Below are 15,976 nucleotides of genomic sequence, written 5' to 3' on the forward strand. Positions count from 1 at the left end.
TTCAGCCCTCCGAAGGGGCGAGGCGCTTGAGCTCCGCCTCGGTCGACTTGAGCAGGTCGTTCCAGGACGACGCGAACTTCTCGACGCCCTCGTCCTCCAGGAGCTGGACGACGTCGTTGTACGCGATGCCGAGCTTCTCGACGGCGTCGAGCTCGGCGCGGGCCTGCTCGTAGGTGCCGGCGATGGTGTTGCCGGTGATCTGTCCGTGGTCCTCGGCGGCCTGGAGGGTCGCCTCGGGCATGGTGTTCACCGTGTTCGGCGCGACCAGGTCGTCGACGTACAGGGTGTCCTTGTAGGCCGGGTCCTTGACGCCGGTGGAGGCCCACAGCGGACGCTGCTTGTTGGCCTGCGCCCGGTCCAGGGCGGCCCAGCGGTCGGAGGAGAAGACCTCCTCGTACGCCTGGTAGGCGAGCCGGGCGTTGGCCAGACCGGCCTTGCCGCGGGCGGCCTTGGCCTCGTCGGTGCCCAGCGCGTCGATCCGCTTGTCGATCTCGGTGTCCACGCGGGACACGAAGAAGGAGGCCACCGAGTGGATGGTGGAGAGGTCGATACCGGCGGCCTTGGCCTTCTCGAGACCGGCCAGGTACGCGTCCATCACCTCGCGGTAGCGCTCCAACGAGAAGATCAGCGTGACGTTGACGCTGATGCCCCGGCCGATCGTCTCGGTGATCGCGGGCAGGCCCGCCTTGGTCGCCGGGATCTTGATGAGCGTGTTGGGACGGTCCACCAGCCAGGCCAGCTGCTTGGCCTCGGCGACGGTCGCCTTGGTGTTGTGCGCCAGGCGCGGGTCGACCTCGATGGACACCCGGCCGTCCTGGCCCTGGGTGGCGTCGAAGACCGGCCGCAGGATGTCGGCGGCGTCACGGACGTCCGCCGTCGTGATCATGCGGACGGCCTCTTCGACGGTGACCTTGCGGGCGGCGAGGTCGGTGAGCTGCTGCTCGTAGCCGTCGCCGCCGCTGATGGCCTTCTGGAAGATGGAGGGGTTGGTGGTGACGCCCACGACGTGCTGCTGGTCGATCAGTTCGGCGAGGTTGCCGGACGTGATCCGCTTGCGCGACAGGTCGTCCAGCCAGATCGCGACGCCTTCCTCGGAGAGGCGCTTGAGTGCGTCTGTCATGGAAAATGCATCTCCTACGTGTCGTATGTCAGCGTCAGCGCTGGGCTGCGGCGATCGATTCCCGGGCGGCGGAGGCGACGTTCTCGGCAGTGAAGCCGAACTCCTGGAAGAGCACCTTGCCGTCGGCCGAAGCGCCGAAGTGCTCCAGGGAAACGATGCGGCCCGCGTCCCCGACGTACCGGTGCCAGGTCAGACCGATGCCGGCCTCGACCGCGACACGCGCCTTGACGAACGGCGGCAGCACCGAGTCCCGGTACCCCTGGTCCTGCTCCTCGAACCACTCCACGGACGGCATGGAGACCACCCGCGTCGGCGTGCCCGCGGCCTGGAGCTGCTCGCGCGCCTCCACGGCCACGTGCACCTCGGAACCGGTCGCGATGAGGACGACCTCGGGCGTGCCGCCCTCGGCCTCGAAGAGCACGTAACCGCCCTTGGCGGCGTCCTCGTTGAGCTCGTACGTCGGCACGCCCTGCCGGGTGAGCGCCAGGCCGTGCGGGGCGCCCTTGCCGAACACCTTGGTGTAGCGGCGCAGGATCTCGCGCCAGGCGATCGTCGTCTCGTTGGCGTCCGCGGGACGGACGACGTTGAGACCGGGGATGGCGCGCAGCGAGGCGAGGTGCTCGACGGGCTGGTGCGTGGGGCCGTCCTCGCCCAGACCGATCGAGTCGTGCGTCCAGACATAGGTGACCGGCAGGTGCATCAGCGCCGACAGCCGGACCGCGTTGCGCATGTAGTCGGAGAACACCAGGAAGGTGCCGCCGTAGATACGGGTGTTGCCGTGCAGCGCGATGCCGTTCATCTCCGCGGCCATCGAGTGCTCACGGATACCGAAGTGCAGGGTGCGCCCGTAGGGGTTCGCCTCCGGCAGCGGGTTGTCGGCCGGCAGGAACGACGACGTCTTGTCGATCGTGGTGTTGTTCGACCCGGCGAGGTCGGCCGAGCCGCCCCACAGCTCCGGGATGACCGCACCCAGCGCCTGGAGGACCTTGCCGGACGCGGCCCGGGTGGCCACTCCCTTGCCCGCCTCGAAGACGGGGAGCTTCTCCTCCCAGCCGGCCGGCAGCTCGCCGGCGGCGATGCGGTCGAACTCGGCCGCCCGCTCCGGCTGCCCGTTGCGCCACTCCTGGAACGACTTCTCCCACTCGGCCTTGGCCTGACGGCCGCGCTCACCCAGCCCGCGGGTGTGCGCGAGGACCTCGTCGGCGACCTCGAAGGACTGCTCCGGGTCGAAACCGAGGACCCGCTTGGTGGCGGCGACCTCGTCCGCGCCGAGCGCCGAGCCGTGCGCGGCCTCGGTGTTCTGCGCGTTCGGCGCCGGCCAGGCGATGATCGAGCGCATCGCGATGAACGACGGCCTGTCCGTCACGGCCTTGGCGGCCTCGATCGCCGCGTACAGGGCGGCCGGGTCCAGGTCGCCGTCCGCCTTGGGGGCCACCCGCTGCACATGCCAGCCGTACGCCTCGTACCGCTTCACCGTGTCTTCGGAGACGGCGGTCTCGGTGTCGCCCTCGATCGAGATGTGGTTGTCGTCCCACAGCAGGACCAGGTTGCCCAGCTTCTGGTGCCCGGCCATGGAGGACGCCTCGGCGGAGATGCCCTCCTGGAGGCAGCCGTCACCGGCGATCGCGAAGATGTGGTGGTCGAACGGGGAGGTGCCGGGGGCGGCCTCCGGGTCGAACAGGCCGCGCTCGTAGCGGGCGGCCATCGCCATGCCCACCGCGTTGGCCACGCCCTGGCCCAGCGGTCCTGTCGTCGTCTCGACGCCCGTAGTGTGGCCGTACTCGGGGTGACCGGGGGTCTTCGAACCCCACGTCCTGAAGGCCTTCAGGTCGTCCAGCCGCAGGCCGAAGCCGGCCAGGTACAGCTGGGTGTAGAGGGTCAGGGACGAGTGGCCCGCGGACAGCACGAACCGGTCGCGGCCGGTCCAGTCCGGGTCCGCCGGGTCGTGCCGCATCACCTTCTGGAAGAGGGTGTACGCGGCGGGGGCCAGGCTCATCGCCGTACCCGGATGGCCGTTGCCGACCTTCTGTACGGCATCGGCGGCCAGGATGCGGGCGGTGTCGACAGCCCGCTGGTCCAGTTCGGTCCACTCGAGGTCTGTTGTGGTCGGCTTGGTGCTCACCCTGGGTCAGGGCTCCTCTCCACATGGTCAACATGTCGAATGCCGGTGCACGTGGCGCCCACCGGCCGCTGTCGAGCCTACCCCCGTGGGAACGCGCAGTTTTTCGAGTCATTCCAGACTGCCGGGACTCTCCCCGTTCCGCCTCCCGACCGGCGCGTTCCGCATTCGGCAGATGAATACGGAGCCGCTCATCCGACTACTCAATGCCCTGCCGTTCCGTCCTTCGCGGGGGCCTTTCAACACGACCCGACCCCCGCGAAGGCCGGGGTCTGGGCAACGTCTACAGTGGCGTGGTACGCGCGAGCCTTTACCGGGTGTTCACACTCGGGGCTTGCTGGGATGTCTCTGTCAGGGGTGTGCGTGACGGCCGTTGAATCCCGTCCTGCGGGAGTGCTCACGGGGAGCCGGGGTACGAAGCGGGGCACGAACCACCGGCCGTTCAGGGCCCGGGTCATGGCGTTCGTCGCTCTCACCAAGCCGCGAATCATCGAACTGCTGCTCATCACCACGGTTCCGGTGATGTTCCTGGCGCAGCAGGGTGTGCCGGATCTGAAGCTGGTGCTCCTGACCTGCCTCGGGGGTTTCCTCTCCGCGGGCGGCGCCAACGCCCTGAACATGTACATCGACCGTGACATCGACGCGCTGATGGACCGTACGTCGCAGCGTCCGCTGGTCACCGGCATGGTCAGCCCACGGGAGTGCCTCGCCTTCGGCATCACGCTCGCCGTGGTCTCCACCCTGCTGTTCGGCCTGACCGTCAACTGGCTGTCCGCCTGGCTGTCGCTGGGAGCGCTGCTCTTCTACGTCATCGTCTACACGATGATCCTCAAGCGGCGTACCTCGCAGAACATCGTGTGGGGCGGCATCGCCGGCTGTCTACCGGTCCTCATCGGATGGTCCTCGGTCACCAACTCCATGTCGTGGGCCCCGATCATCCTCTTCATGGTCATGTTCTTCTGGACGCCGCCGCACTACTGGCCGCTCTCCATGAAGGTGAGGGAGGACTACGCGCGCGTGGGCGTGCCGATGCTTCCCGTCATCGCCTCCAACCGGGTCGTCGCGCGGCAGATCGTCCTCTACAGCTGGGCGATGGTCGCTGTCTCCCTGCTGCTGACCCCGCTCGGTTACACCGGCTGGTTCTACACGGTGGTCGCCCTGGTGAGCGGTGGCTTCTGGCTCTGGGAGGCGCACGGCCTGCAGAACCGGGCGAAGGACGGCGCCGTGGGCGCCAAGCTGAAGGAGATGCGGCTCTTCCACTGGTCGATCACCTACGTCTCGCTGCTGTTCGTGGCAGTGGCGGTGGACCCCTTCTTGCGCTGACCTTCGCTGACGCCTGAGGGGGCGGTCGGGGTGCGTCGTCGGCTGCGGGTGCGTTGTGGCTGGTCGCGCAGTTCCCCGCGCCCCTTACGGGGCGGGGTGCGTGGGCAAGGCCACTCGGGGCGGGCGTCGTCAGGTGATCTACCCGTCGGTAGCATCTGGGCATGGCAGATACCCAGCAGGTTGACGAGGGCGCCAAGCAGGACGCCAAGGTCGAGCGCCGTGTGGCGAAGCTCGCGAAGCAGATCTCCGCCTTCGCCCAGGCCCACGGCGGCGCCGAGGGGCAGATCGCGTACCTCGGACAGAAGGGCGCCCGGATCGTCCTCGTCGCCGAGGACGGCACCTGGGGCGACCTCGTGGCCCCGACCCACACGATCGCCGAACAGGCGGTGACGAAGTCCGGCATCACCGTCCACGAGGACTTCGACGGCGAATTCGCAGCCAAGGTCAAGACCGGCCCGTACGAGTGGCAGCGCATGGCAGGCATCCAACTGGGCGGCCCCAGCAACAGCTGAACCAGCCTCAGCTGCCGGGCCCCTTTAGGGGCGCGGGGAACTGCGCGACCAGCCCAAACGGACCCGCAGCTTCATAACAACCTGCACCACCCCGCCCCAACACCCGAGACCCACCTCACCCGTTAAGCCCTGTAAATGGCAGGGCCCACCCGTGGGGGAGTCCGGATGATCGAAACGCCGTCACTGGTGGACCAGTACTGTCACGGCGTGCTGCGGACGGAGCTGGGCCTCGGCACCTTCGAGGCCCACCTGGCCCGTGGGGAGGGCCCGCCCGCCGCCGGCACCACCTTCTTCGACACCCAGACCGGTTTCGCCGTACGCCGCTGGTGTCCGCCGCTCCTCGGTCTGGAGCCGCACTGCCCGCCCGCCCGCTATCTCGCGCGACGCCGCGAACTCGGTGTCCTGGAGTCGGGGCGCAGGCTGCTGCGGGGGACCGGGATCACGACCTATCTGGTCGACACGGGCCTGCCGGGCGACCTGACAGGGCCCGGCGAGATGGCCTCCTCCGGCGCCGCCGACGCCCACGAGATCGTCCGCCTGGAGCTGCTCGCCGAACAGGTCGCCGACACCTCCGGAACCGTCGAGTCGTTTCTCGCCAACCTCGCAGAGTCGGTGCACGGGGCGGCCGCGAACGCCGTGGCCTTCACCTCGATGGCGGGCATCCGGCACGGTCTGGCACTCGCACCGGAGCCGCCGGGACCGGGCGAGGTGCGGGGTGCGGCGGGGCGCTGGCTGGCGAGCCGCCGGGTGGGCGGGACGCTGAGCGATCCGGTCGTGCTCAGACACCTGCTGTGGATCGCGGTCGCCTCCGGCCTGCCGCTCCAGCTGCACGCCGGACTGGGCGAGCCCGGCCTGCGCATCGACCGCACCGACCCCGTCCTGCTCACCGACTTCGCCCGGGCCACGGCCGGCCTCGGCACCGACCTCGTACTGCTGCACGGCTACCCGTACCACCGGCACGCGGCGCATCTCGCCGGGGTCTTCCCGCATGTGTACGCCGACCTGGGCGCCGCCCTCGTCCGCACCGGCGCCCGCGCCTCCGCCGTACTCTCCGAGATCCTGGAACTCGCCCCCTTCGGCAAGCTCCTCTTCTCCAGCGGGGCACAGGGTCTGCCCGAACTCCATGTGGTCGGAGCACGTCTCTTCCGCGACGCGCTCGCCCGGGTGCTCGGCACCTGGGTGGCCGAGGGCGCCTGGTCGCTGGTCGACGCGCAGCGGGTGGCGGGGCTGATCGCGGCGGGGAACGCGCGACGGGTTTACGGGGTGGGGTGACGACTCAGGCGCGGGTGAGCGCCGACTCCGTCGACTGGCCCGGCAGGTCCGGCGTGGCGTCCGGTCGTTCCCGCATTGCCAGCAGGACGCGGAGGGTCGCGATCCACACCAGGCAGGAGCCGAACATGTGGAGGCCGACCAGGACCTCCGGGAGGTCGGTGAAGTACTGGACGTAGCCGATGACGCCCTGGCCGAGGAGCACCAGGAAGAGGTCGCGGGTGCGGTGCAGCGGGGCCTTGGGGGCGTCGACGGCCTTCAGGACGAACCAGAGGGCGAAGGCCAGCGTCACCACGATCCAGGCCAGCACGGCATGCAGCTTGGTGACGTTCTCCCAGTTCAGCGGGATGCGCTCGACCTCGCTCGAGTCACCGGCGTGCGGGCCCGCGCCGGTGACGACCGTGCCCACCGCGATCAGCAGGAGGGTGACCGAGACCAGGAACCACACGAGCTGTTGCACCGACTTGCCGACCAGTGGACGCGGCTCCCCGTCGCCCTCGCGGGTGCGCTGCCACATCACCGTGGCGACGGCGATCAGGGCGGTGGAGAGGAGGAAGTGGGCGGCGACCGTATACGGGTTGAGGCCCACCAGGACGACGATGCCCCCGAGGACCGCGTTGCTCATGACGATCCAGAACTGGGCCCAGCCGAGCCGCGTGACGCTGCGCCGCCGCGGCTTCTCCGAACGGGCGGCGATGATCGCCCAGCCGACCGCGGCGGACAGGACGTACGTCAGCATGCGGTTGCCGAACTCGATGACTCCGTGCACACCCATCGCGCTCGTGGTGGTGAGCGAGTCGTCGGTGCACTTGGGCCAGGTCGGGCAGCCGAGGCCCGAGCCGGTCAGCCGGACGGCACCACCGGTGACCACGATCAGCACCGCCATGACGAGGGCGGCGAGGGCGGCGCGCCGGACCGTCCGCGGTGACGGGGTCCAGCGTTCGGCGATGAAGGCCAGCGGGTTGCGCACGGCTTGAGCGGCGTCCGCTCGGGTCACGTTCGGCACGGGTTCCATCGTAGGGGGCCGCTTGTGCACGCTTTCACGAGGGTCCCGGCACGATGCTTCCGCTCACTCCCAGCGGAAGAACTTCCCGGCGGCTGCCAGGCCCACGACCGCCCATACGGCGAGGATTCCGAGGTTGCCCCACGGCATCCCGGCCCCGTGCTGGAGCACGTCCCGCAGGCCGTCCGAGAGCGCTGAGATGGGCAGCAGGCCCAGCACGTCCTGGGCGCCGGACGGGAACTTGTCGAGGGGGACGATGACGCCGCCGCCGACCAGGAGCAGCAGGAAGACCAGGTTCGCGGCGGCCAGCGTGGCCTCCGCCTTCAGCGTGCCCGCCATCAGCAGGCCGAGGCCCGAGAACGCCGCCGTGCCCAGGACCAGGAGCAGCAGTACGGCGAAGGGGTTGCCCTGCGGCGACCAGCCCAGCGCGAAGGCGATCACCGTCACGAGGACCACCTGGAGGACCTCGGTGACCAGGACGGAGAGGGTCTTGGCCGTCATCAGGCCCCAGCGCGGCAGCGGCGAGGCGGCGAGCCGCTTCAGCACGCCGTAGCGCCGCTCGAAGCCCGTCGCGATCGCCTGGCCGGTGAACGCCGTCGACATCACGGCGAGCGCGAGGATGCCCGGGGCCAGGAAGTCGACCGCCTTCCCCTCGCCCGTGTCGACGACGTCCACCGCGCTGAACAGCACCAGCAGCAGCGTCGGGATGACGACCGTGAGGAGGAGCTGCTCTCCGTTGCGGAGCAGCATCTTCGTCTCAAGGGCCGCCTGCGCCGCGATCATGCGGGGCAGCGGGGCCGCCCCCGGCTTCGGCGTGAACGTGCCGGTCGCGGTCATCCGCGCAGCTCCTTACCGGTGAGCTCCAAGAAGACGTCCTCCAGGGTGTGCCGCTCCACCGAGATCTTCTCCGGCATCACTCCGTGCTGGGCGCACCAGGTGGTGACGGTCGCGAGCAGCTGCGGGTCGATCTTGCCGCCGACCCGGTAGGAGCCCGGCGTCAGTTCGACCGCCGTGCAGTCCGCCGGGAGGGCCTTGAGGAGCGAGGCCACGTCGAGGCCCGGGCGGCCGCTGAAGCGCAGGGTGTTCTCGGCGCCGCCGCGGCACAGCTCCTCGGGGGTGCCCTGGGCGATGACCCGGCCCGCGTCGAGGATCGCCACGTCGTCGGCGAGCTGCTCGGCCTCGTCCATGTAGTGCGTGGTCAGGATGACCGAGACACCGTCCGCACGGAGATCGCGTACGAGATCCCAGGTGGCCCGGCGGGCCTGCGGGTCGAGGCCCGCCGTCGGCTCGTCCAGGAAGACCAGCTCCGGGCGGCCGACCACGGCCATCGCCAGCGCGAGCCGCTGCTGCTGGCCGCCGGACAGCCGCCGGTACGTCGTACGGCCGCAGCCGCCGAGGCCCAGGCGCTCGATCAGGGTGTCCACGTCCAGCGGGTGCGCGTGCAGCTTGGCCACGTGGCGGAGCATCTCGTCGGCGCGGGCGCCGGAGTAGACACCGCCGGACTGGAGCATCACGCCGATGCGGGGACGCAGCGCGGAAGCCTCGCGCACCGGGTCAAGGCCCAGCACCCGGACCGTGCCGGAGTCCGGCCTGCGGTACCCCTCGCAGGTCTCGACCGTGGTCGTCTTGCCCGCCCCGTTGGGGCCGAGCACGGCGGTGATGCCTGCCCCGGCCTCCAGATCGAGGCCGTCCACCGCGGTTTTCGTCCGGTACCGCTTCACCAGGTTCCGCACCCGGACGACGGGCTCACTTCGCATGGGCGGCCTCACTTCGCATGAGCGCCAAGTCTAGGGACGACCGGGCCGGCTCCCGAGGGCGGGTCGCGTCACGAGCGGCGCACGGTGGGGGTGTCGTCCGTGATCCACTCCTCGCGCGGGCGGTGCAGTGCCAGCCACCGCTGCGCGTACGCCACCGCCTCGGCCACCGGGAACAGACGTACGTCGGCCGCGCCCGCCCTGCCCCGTACGACAGGGCGGTCCCGCTCGAAGTCGGCGCCCAGTTCGTCGAACCGCTCCGCACTGATCGACACCTCCGTCACGACCTCCCAGCGCGGGCCCTCCGGGGTGCGGACCGGCCGTCCCACCTCGACCCGCGGCGACGGAATCCGGTACTCGGCCAGGTGGAAGCTGGTGCAGGAGTCGTAGCCCGCGCCGAGCAGCAGCACCCGGGCGCCGAGCTCCTCCAGGCGGGCCAGCGGGCTGTGCTCGCCCAGCCGGCAGTCCGGGGCATGCCCTTCGGTGATCTCCGCCGCGCGCGGTCCGAGCGCCGCGAACGAGGTCTGCGGATGCGCGCTGCGCAGAGCGCCCGGCCAGGTGCGTACGGTCTCCGGGACCACGCCCACCCCGCGAGTGGGGGTGATGAGCGGGTCGTACGCCGGCATCGTGGCGCGGATCGTCTCCCACCACTCCTCGGGCACCGGCGGATTGCTCCACAGCGCCGGGTCGGAGAGGGCGCCGGACTGGGTCGGAACCACGAGTGTGCCGTCCGGACCGAGGGCGTCGAGCACTCCTTGGACGACGGCGACCACGCCGCCGTTGACCCAGCCGAGTGAGCTGAGTGAGGAGTGCACGAGGAGGGTCTCGCCGGGGCGTACGCCCACGGCGCTCAGGTCCGCGGCGAGGGTGTCGCGCGTGACGAGAGGGCCGGTCGGAGGGGGTGTCGGCATGGTTGGGCAGTCTCCTGGAGAAGGTGGCACCGCGCCACCGAATTGATCGATCAAAGATCGTTCTCCCAGGTCAGCTTAGGTTTGCCTAAGTGATGCACGGCACCGTCGTCGCCGTGGACGCGGGTTGTCAGACTCTGAGGAATTACGCAACAATGGTGTTGTGAAAAACGTTGGCGAGGCTCCGCAGGAGGAACTCGCGACCGGTGAGCGCTCCACGCGCAACCGCGTCGCGCGCTCCATCCTGGACCACGGACCGTCGACCGTGGCCGACCTCGCCGGACGGCTGGGACTCACCCAGGCCGCCGTGCGCCGCCACCTCGACGCACTCGTCTCCGACGACGTCGTGGAGGCCCGCGAGCAGCGGGTCTACGGCGCCCGTACACGCGGTCGGCCCGCCAAGGTGTTCGCCCTGACCGACTGCGGCCGGGACGCCTTCGACCAGTCCTACGACAAGCTCGCCGCCGACGCCCTGCGCTGGATCGCGGAGCGCGAGGGCGGGGACGAGGCCGTCGTGGCCTTCGCCCGCGCCCGGATGGCCGCACAGGCCGGGGCGTACCGCAAGGCCGTCGAGGCCGCCGCCCCCGACAAGCGCGCGGAAGCGCTGGCCAAGGCCCTGAGCGCGGACGGGTACGCTGCTACGGCGCGCAGCGCACCGGTCGGCGAGCAGCTCTGCCAGCACCACTGCCCGGTCGCTCATGTCGCCGAGCAGTTTCCGCAGCTGTGCGAGGCGGAGACTGAGATCTTCTCCCAGTTGCTCGGCACCCATGTGCAGCGACTGGCGACCATCGCCCACGGCGACGGCGTCTGCACGACGTTCATCCCCAAGGCGAGTCACAAGACCCACACCGATATCAATACCGATAACGCATCTGCAAGCACGGCCGGGAGGAACCCCGCATGACTCTCCCCACGGAGACTGCTCACCCCGAACTCGAGGGCCTGGGTACGTACGAATACGGCTGGGCCGACTCCGACAAGGCCGGTGCCTCTGCCAAGCGCGGCATCGACGAGGACGTCGTCCGGGACATCTCCGGGAAGAAGAGCGAGCCGGAGTGGATGACCAAGCTCCGTCTCAAGGGCCTGCGGCTCTTCGAGAAGAAGCCCATGCCCAACTGGGGCTCGGACCTCTCGGGCATCGACTTCGACAACATCAAGTACTTCGTGCGCTCCACGGAGAAGCAGGCGGAGTCCTGGGAGGATCTGCCCGAGGACATCAAGAACACGTACGACAGGCTCGGCATCCCCGAGGCGGAGAAGCAGCGCCTCGTCGCCGGTGTCGCGGCCCAGTACGAGTCCGAGGTCGTCTACCACCAGATCCGTGAGGACCTGGAGGAGCAGGGCGTCATCTTCCTGGACACCGACACGGCCCTGAAGGAGCACCCGGAGCTCTTCAAGGAGTACTTCGGGACCGTCATCCCGGTCGGCGACAACAAGTTCGCGTCGCTGAACACCGCGGTGTGGTCCGGCGGCTCCTTCATCTACGTGCCGAAGGGCGTGCACGTCGAGATCCCGCTCCAGGCCTACTTCCGTATCAACACGGAGAACATGGGCCAGTTCGAGCGGACGCTGATCATCGTCGACGAGGACGCCTACGTCCACTACGTCGAGGGCTGCACCGCGCCGATCTACAAGTCGGACTCCCTGCACTCCGCGGTGGTCGAGATCATCGTCAAGAAGGGCGCCCGCTGCCGTTACACGACCATCCAGAACTGGTCGAACAACGTCTACAACCTGGTCACCAAGCGCGCCGTGGCGTACGAGGGCGCGACCATGGAGTGGATCGACGGCAACATCGGCTCCAAGGTCACCATGAAGTACCCGGCCGTCTACCTGATGGGCGAGCACGCCAAGGGCGAGACCCTGTCCATCGCCTTCGCCGGCGAGGGCCAGCACCAGGACGCCGGCTCCAAGATGGTCCACATGGCGCCGAACACCTCGTCCAACATCGTGTCGAAGTCCGTCGCCCGCGGTGGCGGCCGTACCTCCTACCGCGGTCTGGTGGAGATCGGCGAGGGCGCGCACGGCTCGAAGTCCAACGTGCTCTGCGACGCGCTGCTCGTCGACACCATCTCCCGCTCCGACACGTACCCCTACGTGGACGTCCGCGAGGACGACGTGTCCATGGGCCACGAGGCGACCGTCTCCAAGGTCTCCGACGACCAGCTCTTCTACCTGATGAGCCGTGGTCTGACGGAGTTCGAGGCGATGGCGATGATCGTGCGCGGCTTCGTCGAGCCCATCGCGAAGGAGCTGCCCATGGAGTACGCCCTTGAGCTCAACCGGCTGATCGAGCTGCAGATGGAAGGCGCGGTCGGCTGACCCGCCGCCCGTCCGGCAGCTGACGGCCCGCCCCTCCGGGCGGGCCGAGGATCGCAACTGACGCAGGAAAGAGAGCAGACCGACAGCCATGGCTGAGGCTCAGAACATCCCCGTGGGGTCCACCACCGCGGGCCAGATCGCGGTGGCCGCCGAGTCGACCGTCGCCACGCGCATGAGCGCGCCGCCCTCCTTCGACGTGGCGGACTTCCCGGTCCCGCACGGCCGCGAGGAGGAGTGGCGGTTCACGCCGCTGGAGCGACTGCGCGGGCTGCACGACGGCACCGCGGTCGCCACCGGCGACGGCCTGAAGGTCGACATCGACGCGCCCGAGGGCGTCGTCGTCGAGGCCGTCGGCCGTGACGACGCCCGGCTCGGCAAGGCCGGCACCCCGGTGGACCGCGTCGCCGCCCAGGCGTACTCGGCGTTCGAGAAGGCCGGTGTCGTCACCGTCCCCAAGGAGACGGTGCTCACCGAGCCGATCCGCATCGCCGTGCACGGCGAGGGCGGGGTCTCGTACGGCCACCAGGTCATCGAGCTGGGAGCCTTCGCCGAGGCCGTCGTCGTCCTCGACCACACCGGTGACGCCGTGCTCGCCGCCAACGTCGACTACATCCTGGGCGACGGCGCCAAGCTGACCGTCGTGTCCATCCAGGACTGGGACGACAAGGCCGTGCACGTGGCCCAGCACAACGCGCTGATCGGCCGCGACGCCACCTTCAAGTCGTTCGTCGTCACCTTCGGCGGCGACCTCGTACGCCTCCACCCGCGGGTCGCCTACGCAGGCACCGGCGGCGAGGCCGAGCTGTTCGGCCTGTACTTCACGGACGCAGGACAGCACCAGGAGCATCGACTCCTGGTCGACCACAACACCCCGCACTGCAAGTCGAACGTCGCCTACAAGGGCGCGCTCCAGGGCGACAACGCCCACGCGGTGTGGATCGGCGACGTCCTCATCGAGGCCACGGCCGAGGGCACGGACACCTACGAGATGAACCGGAACCTGGTTCTGACCGACGGCGCCCGTGTCGACTCGGTGCCGAACCTGGAGATCGAGACCGGCGAGATCGTCGGTGCCGGCCACGCCTCGGCGACCGGCCGCTTCGACGACGAGCAGCTCTTCTACCTGATGGCCCGCGGCATCCCCGCCGACGAGGCCCGCCGTCTGGTGGTCCGCGGCTTCTTCGCCGAGCTGGTCCAGCAGATCGGTGTCGACGACATCGAAGAGCGCCTTCTCGTGAAGATCGACGAGGAGCTGGAGGCGTCGGTCTGATGGCTGCCTTCGTACGCGCCTGTGGGCTGAGCGAGCTGGAGGATGACACCCCGAAGCGGGTGGAACTCGACGGCACGCCGGTCTCGGTCGTGCAGACCGAGGGCGAGGTGTTCGCGATCCACGACATCTGCTCGCACGCGAACGTCTCGCTCTCCGAGGGCGAGGTGGAGGACTGCCAGATCGAGTGCTGGCTGCACGGCTCCAGCTTCGACCTGCGCACCGGCAAGCCGTCCGGCCTTCCCGCGACGCGCCCCGTCCCCGTATATCCCGTAAAGATCGAAGGGGACGATGTGCTCGTCTCCCTTTCCCAGGAGTCCTGAGGCAACCCATGGCAACGCTTGAAATCCGAGACCTGCACGTCACCGTCGAGGCCGACAACTCCACCAAGGAGATCCTCAAAGGCGTCGACCTGACCGTGAAGCAGGGCGAGACGCACGCCATCATGGGCCCGAACGGCTCCGGCAAGTCGACTCTCGCCTACTCGCTCGCGGGTCACCCCAAGTACACGATCACCAGCGGCACCGTCACCCTCGACGGCGAGGACGTCCTGGGGATGTCCGTCGACGAGCGCGCCCGCGCGGGCCTGTTCCTGGCGATGCAGTACCCGGTCGAGGTCCCCGGCGTCTCGGTCTCCAACTTCCTGCGCACCTCCGCCACCGCCATCCGCGGTGAGGCCCCCAAGCTGCGGACGTGGGTGAAGGAGGTCAAGGAGACCATGGAGCGTCTCAACATGGACCCGGCCTTCGCCGAGCGCAACGTGAACGAGGGCTTCTCCGGCGGTGAGAAGAAGCGTCACGAGATCCTCCAGCTGGAGCTCCTCAAGCCGAAGGTCGCGATCCTCGACGAGACCGACTCCGGCCTGGACGTCGACGCCCTGCGCGTCGTCTCCGAGGGCGTCAACCGCGTCCGCGAGAGCGGCGAGGTGGGCACCATGCTCATCACGCACTACACGCGCATCCTGCGCTACATCAAGCCCGACTACGTCCACGTCTTCTCCGCGGGCCGCATCGTCGAGTCCGGCGGCGCAGAGCTCGCCGACAAGCTGGAGAACGAGGGCTACGAGGGATACACGAAGGGTGGCGCATCCGAGTGACACAGCTGCCGGGCCTCCTCACCGTGCCCAACCTGCTGGGCGAGGCGATCCGCAAGGACTTCCCCATCCTGGACCGCGAGGTCCACGACGGTAAGAAGCTCGTGTACCTGGACAACGCGGCGACCTCCCAGAAGCCGCGCCAGGTGCTCGACGCCCTCAACGAGTACTACGAGCGCCACAACGCCAACGTCCATCGCGGTGTGCATGTACTCGCCGAGGAGGCCACGGCGCTGTACGAGGGCGCGCGCGACAAGGTCGCCGAGTTCATCAACGCGCCGAGCCGCGACGAGGTGATCTTCACCAAGAACGCCTCCGAGTCGCTCAACCTCGTGGCCAACATGCTGGGCTGGGCCGACGAGCCCTACCGGGTCGACCACGAGACCGAGATCGTCATCACGGAGATGGAGCACCACTCCAACATCGTTCCCTGGCAGCTGCTGTCGCAGCGCACGGGCGCGAAGCTGAAGTGGTTCGGCCTCACCGACGACGGCCGGCTCGACCTGTCCAACATCGACGAGATCATCACCGAGAAGACGAAGATCGTCTCCTTCGTGCTGGTGTCGAACATCCTGGGCACGATCAACCCGGTCGAGGCGATAGTGCGCCGCGCGCAGGAGGTCGGCGCGCTGGTCTGCATCGACGCCTCGCAGGCCGCCCCGCACATGCCGATGGACGTACAGGCCCTGCAGGCCGACTTCGTGGCCTTCACCGGCCACAAGATGTGCGGCCCGACCGGCATCGGCGTCCTCTGGGGCCGCCAGGAGCTGCTGGAGGACCTGCCGCCGTTCCTGGGCGGCGGCGAGATGATCGAGACGGTGTCGATGCACTCGTCGACGTACGCACCGGCGCCCCACAAGTTCGAGGCGGGCACCCCGCCGATCGCGCAGGCGGTCGGTCTCGGCGCGGCGATCGACTACCTGAGCGCGATCGGCATGGACAAGATCCTCGCCCACGAGCACGCGCTCACCGAGTACGCGGTGAAGAGGCTCAACGACGTCCCCGGACTGCGCATCATCGGCCCCACCACGGCCGAGGACCGCGGCGCCGCGATCTCCTTCACGCTCGGTGACATCCACCCGCACGACGTGGGCCAGGTCCTGGACGAGCAGGGCATCGCGGTCCGGGTCGGACACCACTGCGCACGCCCGGTCTGCCTGCGGTACGGAATTCCTGCGACCACGCGAGCGTCGTTCTATCTGTACTCCACGCCGACCGAGGTCGACGCACTGGTCGACGGGCTGGAGCACGTACGGAACTTCTTCGGCTGAGGGGCTGGCTGGGAT

The 15,976-nt window shown here is 69.3% G+C and carries 15 protein-coding genes; 9 read left to right on the plus strand and 6 right to left on the minus strand.

Going from position 1 to position 15,976, the window contains the following annotated elements; translation table 11 throughout:
- Position 1: 1 nt before the first annotated feature.
- Both tal and tkt read right to left on the minus strand, forming a co-directional pair.
- Complete coding sequence (gene tal / locus AB0I18_RS17840; RefSeq protein ID WP_363106428.1) at positions 2-1,120, minus strand: transaldolase; 1,119 nt, start codon at positions 1,118-1,120, stop codon at positions 2-4.
- A gap of 34 nt (positions 1,121-1,154) precedes the next feature.
- The gene (tkt, locus tag AB0I18_RS17845; protein WP_363106429.1) at positions 1,155-3,242 is read right to left on the minus strand and encodes a transketolase; all 2,088 of its coding nucleotides are present in this window, start codon (positions 3,240-3,242) and stop codon (positions 1,155-1,157) included.
- Between the two features lie 354 nt (positions 3,243-3,596).
- Between tkt and AB0I18_RS17850 the strand changes: the two genes are divergently transcribed.
- From AB0I18_RS17850 to AB0I18_RS17860, 3 genes are all read left to right on the plus strand, one after another.
- Positions 3,597-4,562, plus strand: a complete 966-nt coding sequence (locus AB0I18_RS17850) for a heme o synthase (RefSeq protein WP_363106468.1) — start codon at positions 3,597-3,599, stop codon at positions 4,560-4,562.
- Positions 4,563-4,723: 161 nt separating this feature from the next.
- A complete protein-coding gene (locus AB0I18_RS17855) occupies positions 4,724-5,074 on the plus strand; it encodes a hypothetical protein (protein WP_363106430.1) in 351 nt (116 codons plus the stop codon).
- A gap of 165 nt (positions 5,075-5,239) precedes the next feature.
- Positions 5,240-6,346, plus strand: a complete 1,107-nt coding sequence (locus AB0I18_RS17860; RefSeq protein WP_363106431.1) for an amidohydrolase family protein — start codon at positions 5,240-5,242, stop codon at positions 6,344-6,346.
- 4 nt (positions 6,347-6,350) lie between these two features.
- Here the strand turns inward: AB0I18_RS17860 and AB0I18_RS17865 are convergent, their stop codons facing one another.
- From AB0I18_RS17865 to AB0I18_RS17880, 4 genes are all read right to left on the minus strand, one after another.
- The gene (locus AB0I18_RS17865) at positions 6,351-7,358 is read right to left on the minus strand and encodes a COX15/CtaA family protein (RefSeq protein WP_363106432.1); all 1,008 of its coding nucleotides are present in this window, start codon (positions 7,356-7,358) and stop codon (positions 6,351-6,353) included.
- 54 nt (positions 7,359-7,412) lie between these two features.
- Positions 7,413-8,183 carry an ABC transporter permease gene (locus AB0I18_RS17870; protein WP_363106433.1) on the minus strand — a complete coding sequence of 257 codons (771 nt, stop codon included), beginning with the start codon at positions 8,181-8,183 and terminating at the stop codon, positions 7,413-7,415.
- On the minus strand, positions 8,180-9,103 hold the full coding sequence (locus tag AB0I18_RS17875) for an ABC transporter ATP-binding protein (RefSeq protein ID WP_363106434.1): 924 nt from the start codon (positions 9,101-9,103) through the stop codon (positions 8,180-8,182). Before AB0I18_RS17875 ends, AB0I18_RS17870 begins: the two co-directional genes overlap by 4 nt.
- A gap of 68 nt (positions 9,104-9,171) precedes the next feature.
- Positions 9,172-10,011, minus strand: a complete 840-nt coding sequence (locus AB0I18_RS17880; protein ID WP_363106435.1) for an AAC(3) family N-acetyltransferase — start codon at positions 10,009-10,011, stop codon at positions 9,172-9,174.
- A gap of 160 nt (positions 10,012-10,171) precedes the next feature.
- Between AB0I18_RS17880 and AB0I18_RS17885 the strand changes: the two genes are divergently transcribed.
- From AB0I18_RS17885 to AB0I18_RS17910, 6 genes are all read left to right on the plus strand, one after another.
- Positions 10,172-10,912, plus strand: coding sequence for a metalloregulator ArsR/SmtB family transcription factor (locus tag AB0I18_RS17885; protein WP_363106436.1), 741 nt, complete (start codon positions 10,172-10,174; stop codon positions 10,910-10,912).
- Positions 10,909-12,330 (plus strand): Fe-S cluster assembly protein SufB, encoded by a 1,422-nt coding sequence (sufB, locus tag AB0I18_RS17890; RefSeq protein WP_363106437.1) that lies wholly within the window; start codon positions 10,909-10,911, stop codon positions 12,328-12,330. The genes AB0I18_RS17885 and sufB overlap by 4 nt, the downstream gene beginning before the upstream one ends.
- An 88-nt stretch (positions 12,331-12,418) precedes the next feature.
- On the plus strand, positions 12,419-13,600 hold the full coding sequence (gene sufD, locus AB0I18_RS17895; RefSeq protein WP_363106438.1) for a Fe-S cluster assembly protein SufD: 1,182 nt from the start codon (positions 12,419-12,421) through the stop codon (positions 13,598-13,600).
- Complete coding sequence (locus AB0I18_RS17900; protein WP_363106439.1) at positions 13,600-13,920, plus strand: non-heme iron oxygenase ferredoxin subunit; 321 nt, start codon at positions 13,600-13,602, stop codon at positions 13,918-13,920. Before sufD ends, AB0I18_RS17900 begins: the two co-directional genes overlap by 1 nt.
- Positions 13,921-13,928: 8 nt before the next feature.
- Complete coding sequence (gene sufC, locus AB0I18_RS17905; protein WP_363106440.1) at positions 13,929-14,693, plus strand: Fe-S cluster assembly ATPase SufC; 765 nt, start codon at positions 13,929-13,931, stop codon at positions 14,691-14,693.
- Positions 14,690-15,961 (plus strand): cysteine desulfurase, encoded by a 1,272-nt coding sequence (locus tag AB0I18_RS17910; RefSeq protein WP_363106441.1) that lies wholly within the window; start codon positions 14,690-14,692, stop codon positions 15,959-15,961. Before sufC ends, AB0I18_RS17910 begins: the two co-directional genes overlap by 4 nt.
- Positions 15,962-15,976: the final 15 nt, after the last annotated feature.

Origin of the sequence: Streptomyces sp. NPDC050704, from assembly GCF_040654355.1 — a bacterium.
In the GTDB taxonomy this organism is placed as follows: domain Bacteria; phylum Actinomycetota; class Actinomycetes; order Streptomycetales; family Streptomycetaceae; genus Streptomyces.

Excerpts from the sequence above, each read along its gene's own strand:
- tal (WP_363106428.1), bottom strand. The coding sequence starts at position 1,120 with ATGACAGACGCACTCAAGCGCCTCTCCGAGGAAGGCGTCGCGATCTGG.
- AB0I18_RS17855 (WP_363106430.1), top strand. The coding sequence starts at position 4,724 with ATGGCAGATACCCAGCAGGTTGACGAGGGCGCCAAGCAGGACGCCAAG.
- AB0I18_RS17860 (WP_363106431.1), top strand. The coding sequence starts at position 5,240 with ATGATCGAAACGCCGTCACTGGTGGACCAGTACTGTCACGGCGTGCTG.
- AB0I18_RS17865 (WP_363106432.1), bottom strand. The coding sequence starts at position 7,358 with ATGGAACCCGTGCCGAACGTGACCCGAGCGGACGCCGCTCAAGCCGTG.
- AB0I18_RS17870 (WP_363106433.1), bottom strand. The coding sequence starts at position 8,183 with ATGACCGCGACCGGCACGTTCACGCCGAAGCCGGGGGCGGCCCCGCTG.
- AB0I18_RS17875 (WP_363106434.1), bottom strand. The coding sequence starts at position 9,103 with ATGCGAAGTGAGCCCGTCGTCCGGGTGCGGAACCTGGTGAAGCGGTAC.
- AB0I18_RS17880 (WP_363106435.1), bottom strand. The coding sequence starts at position 10,011 with ATGCCGACACCCCCTCCGACCGGCCCTCTCGTCACGCGCGACACCCTC.
- sufB (WP_363106437.1), top strand. The coding sequence starts at position 10,909 with ATGACTCTCCCCACGGAGACTGCTCACCCCGAACTCGAGGGCCTGGGT.
- sufD (WP_363106438.1), top strand. The coding sequence starts at position 12,419 with ATGGCTGAGGCTCAGAACATCCCCGTGGGGTCCACCACCGCGGGCCAG.
- AB0I18_RS17900 (WP_363106439.1), top strand. The coding sequence starts at position 13,600 with ATGGCTGCCTTCGTACGCGCCTGTGGGCTGAGCGAGCTGGAGGATGAC.
- sufC (WP_363106440.1), top strand. The coding sequence starts at position 13,929 with ATGGCAACGCTTGAAATCCGAGACCTGCACGTCACCGTCGAGGCCGAC.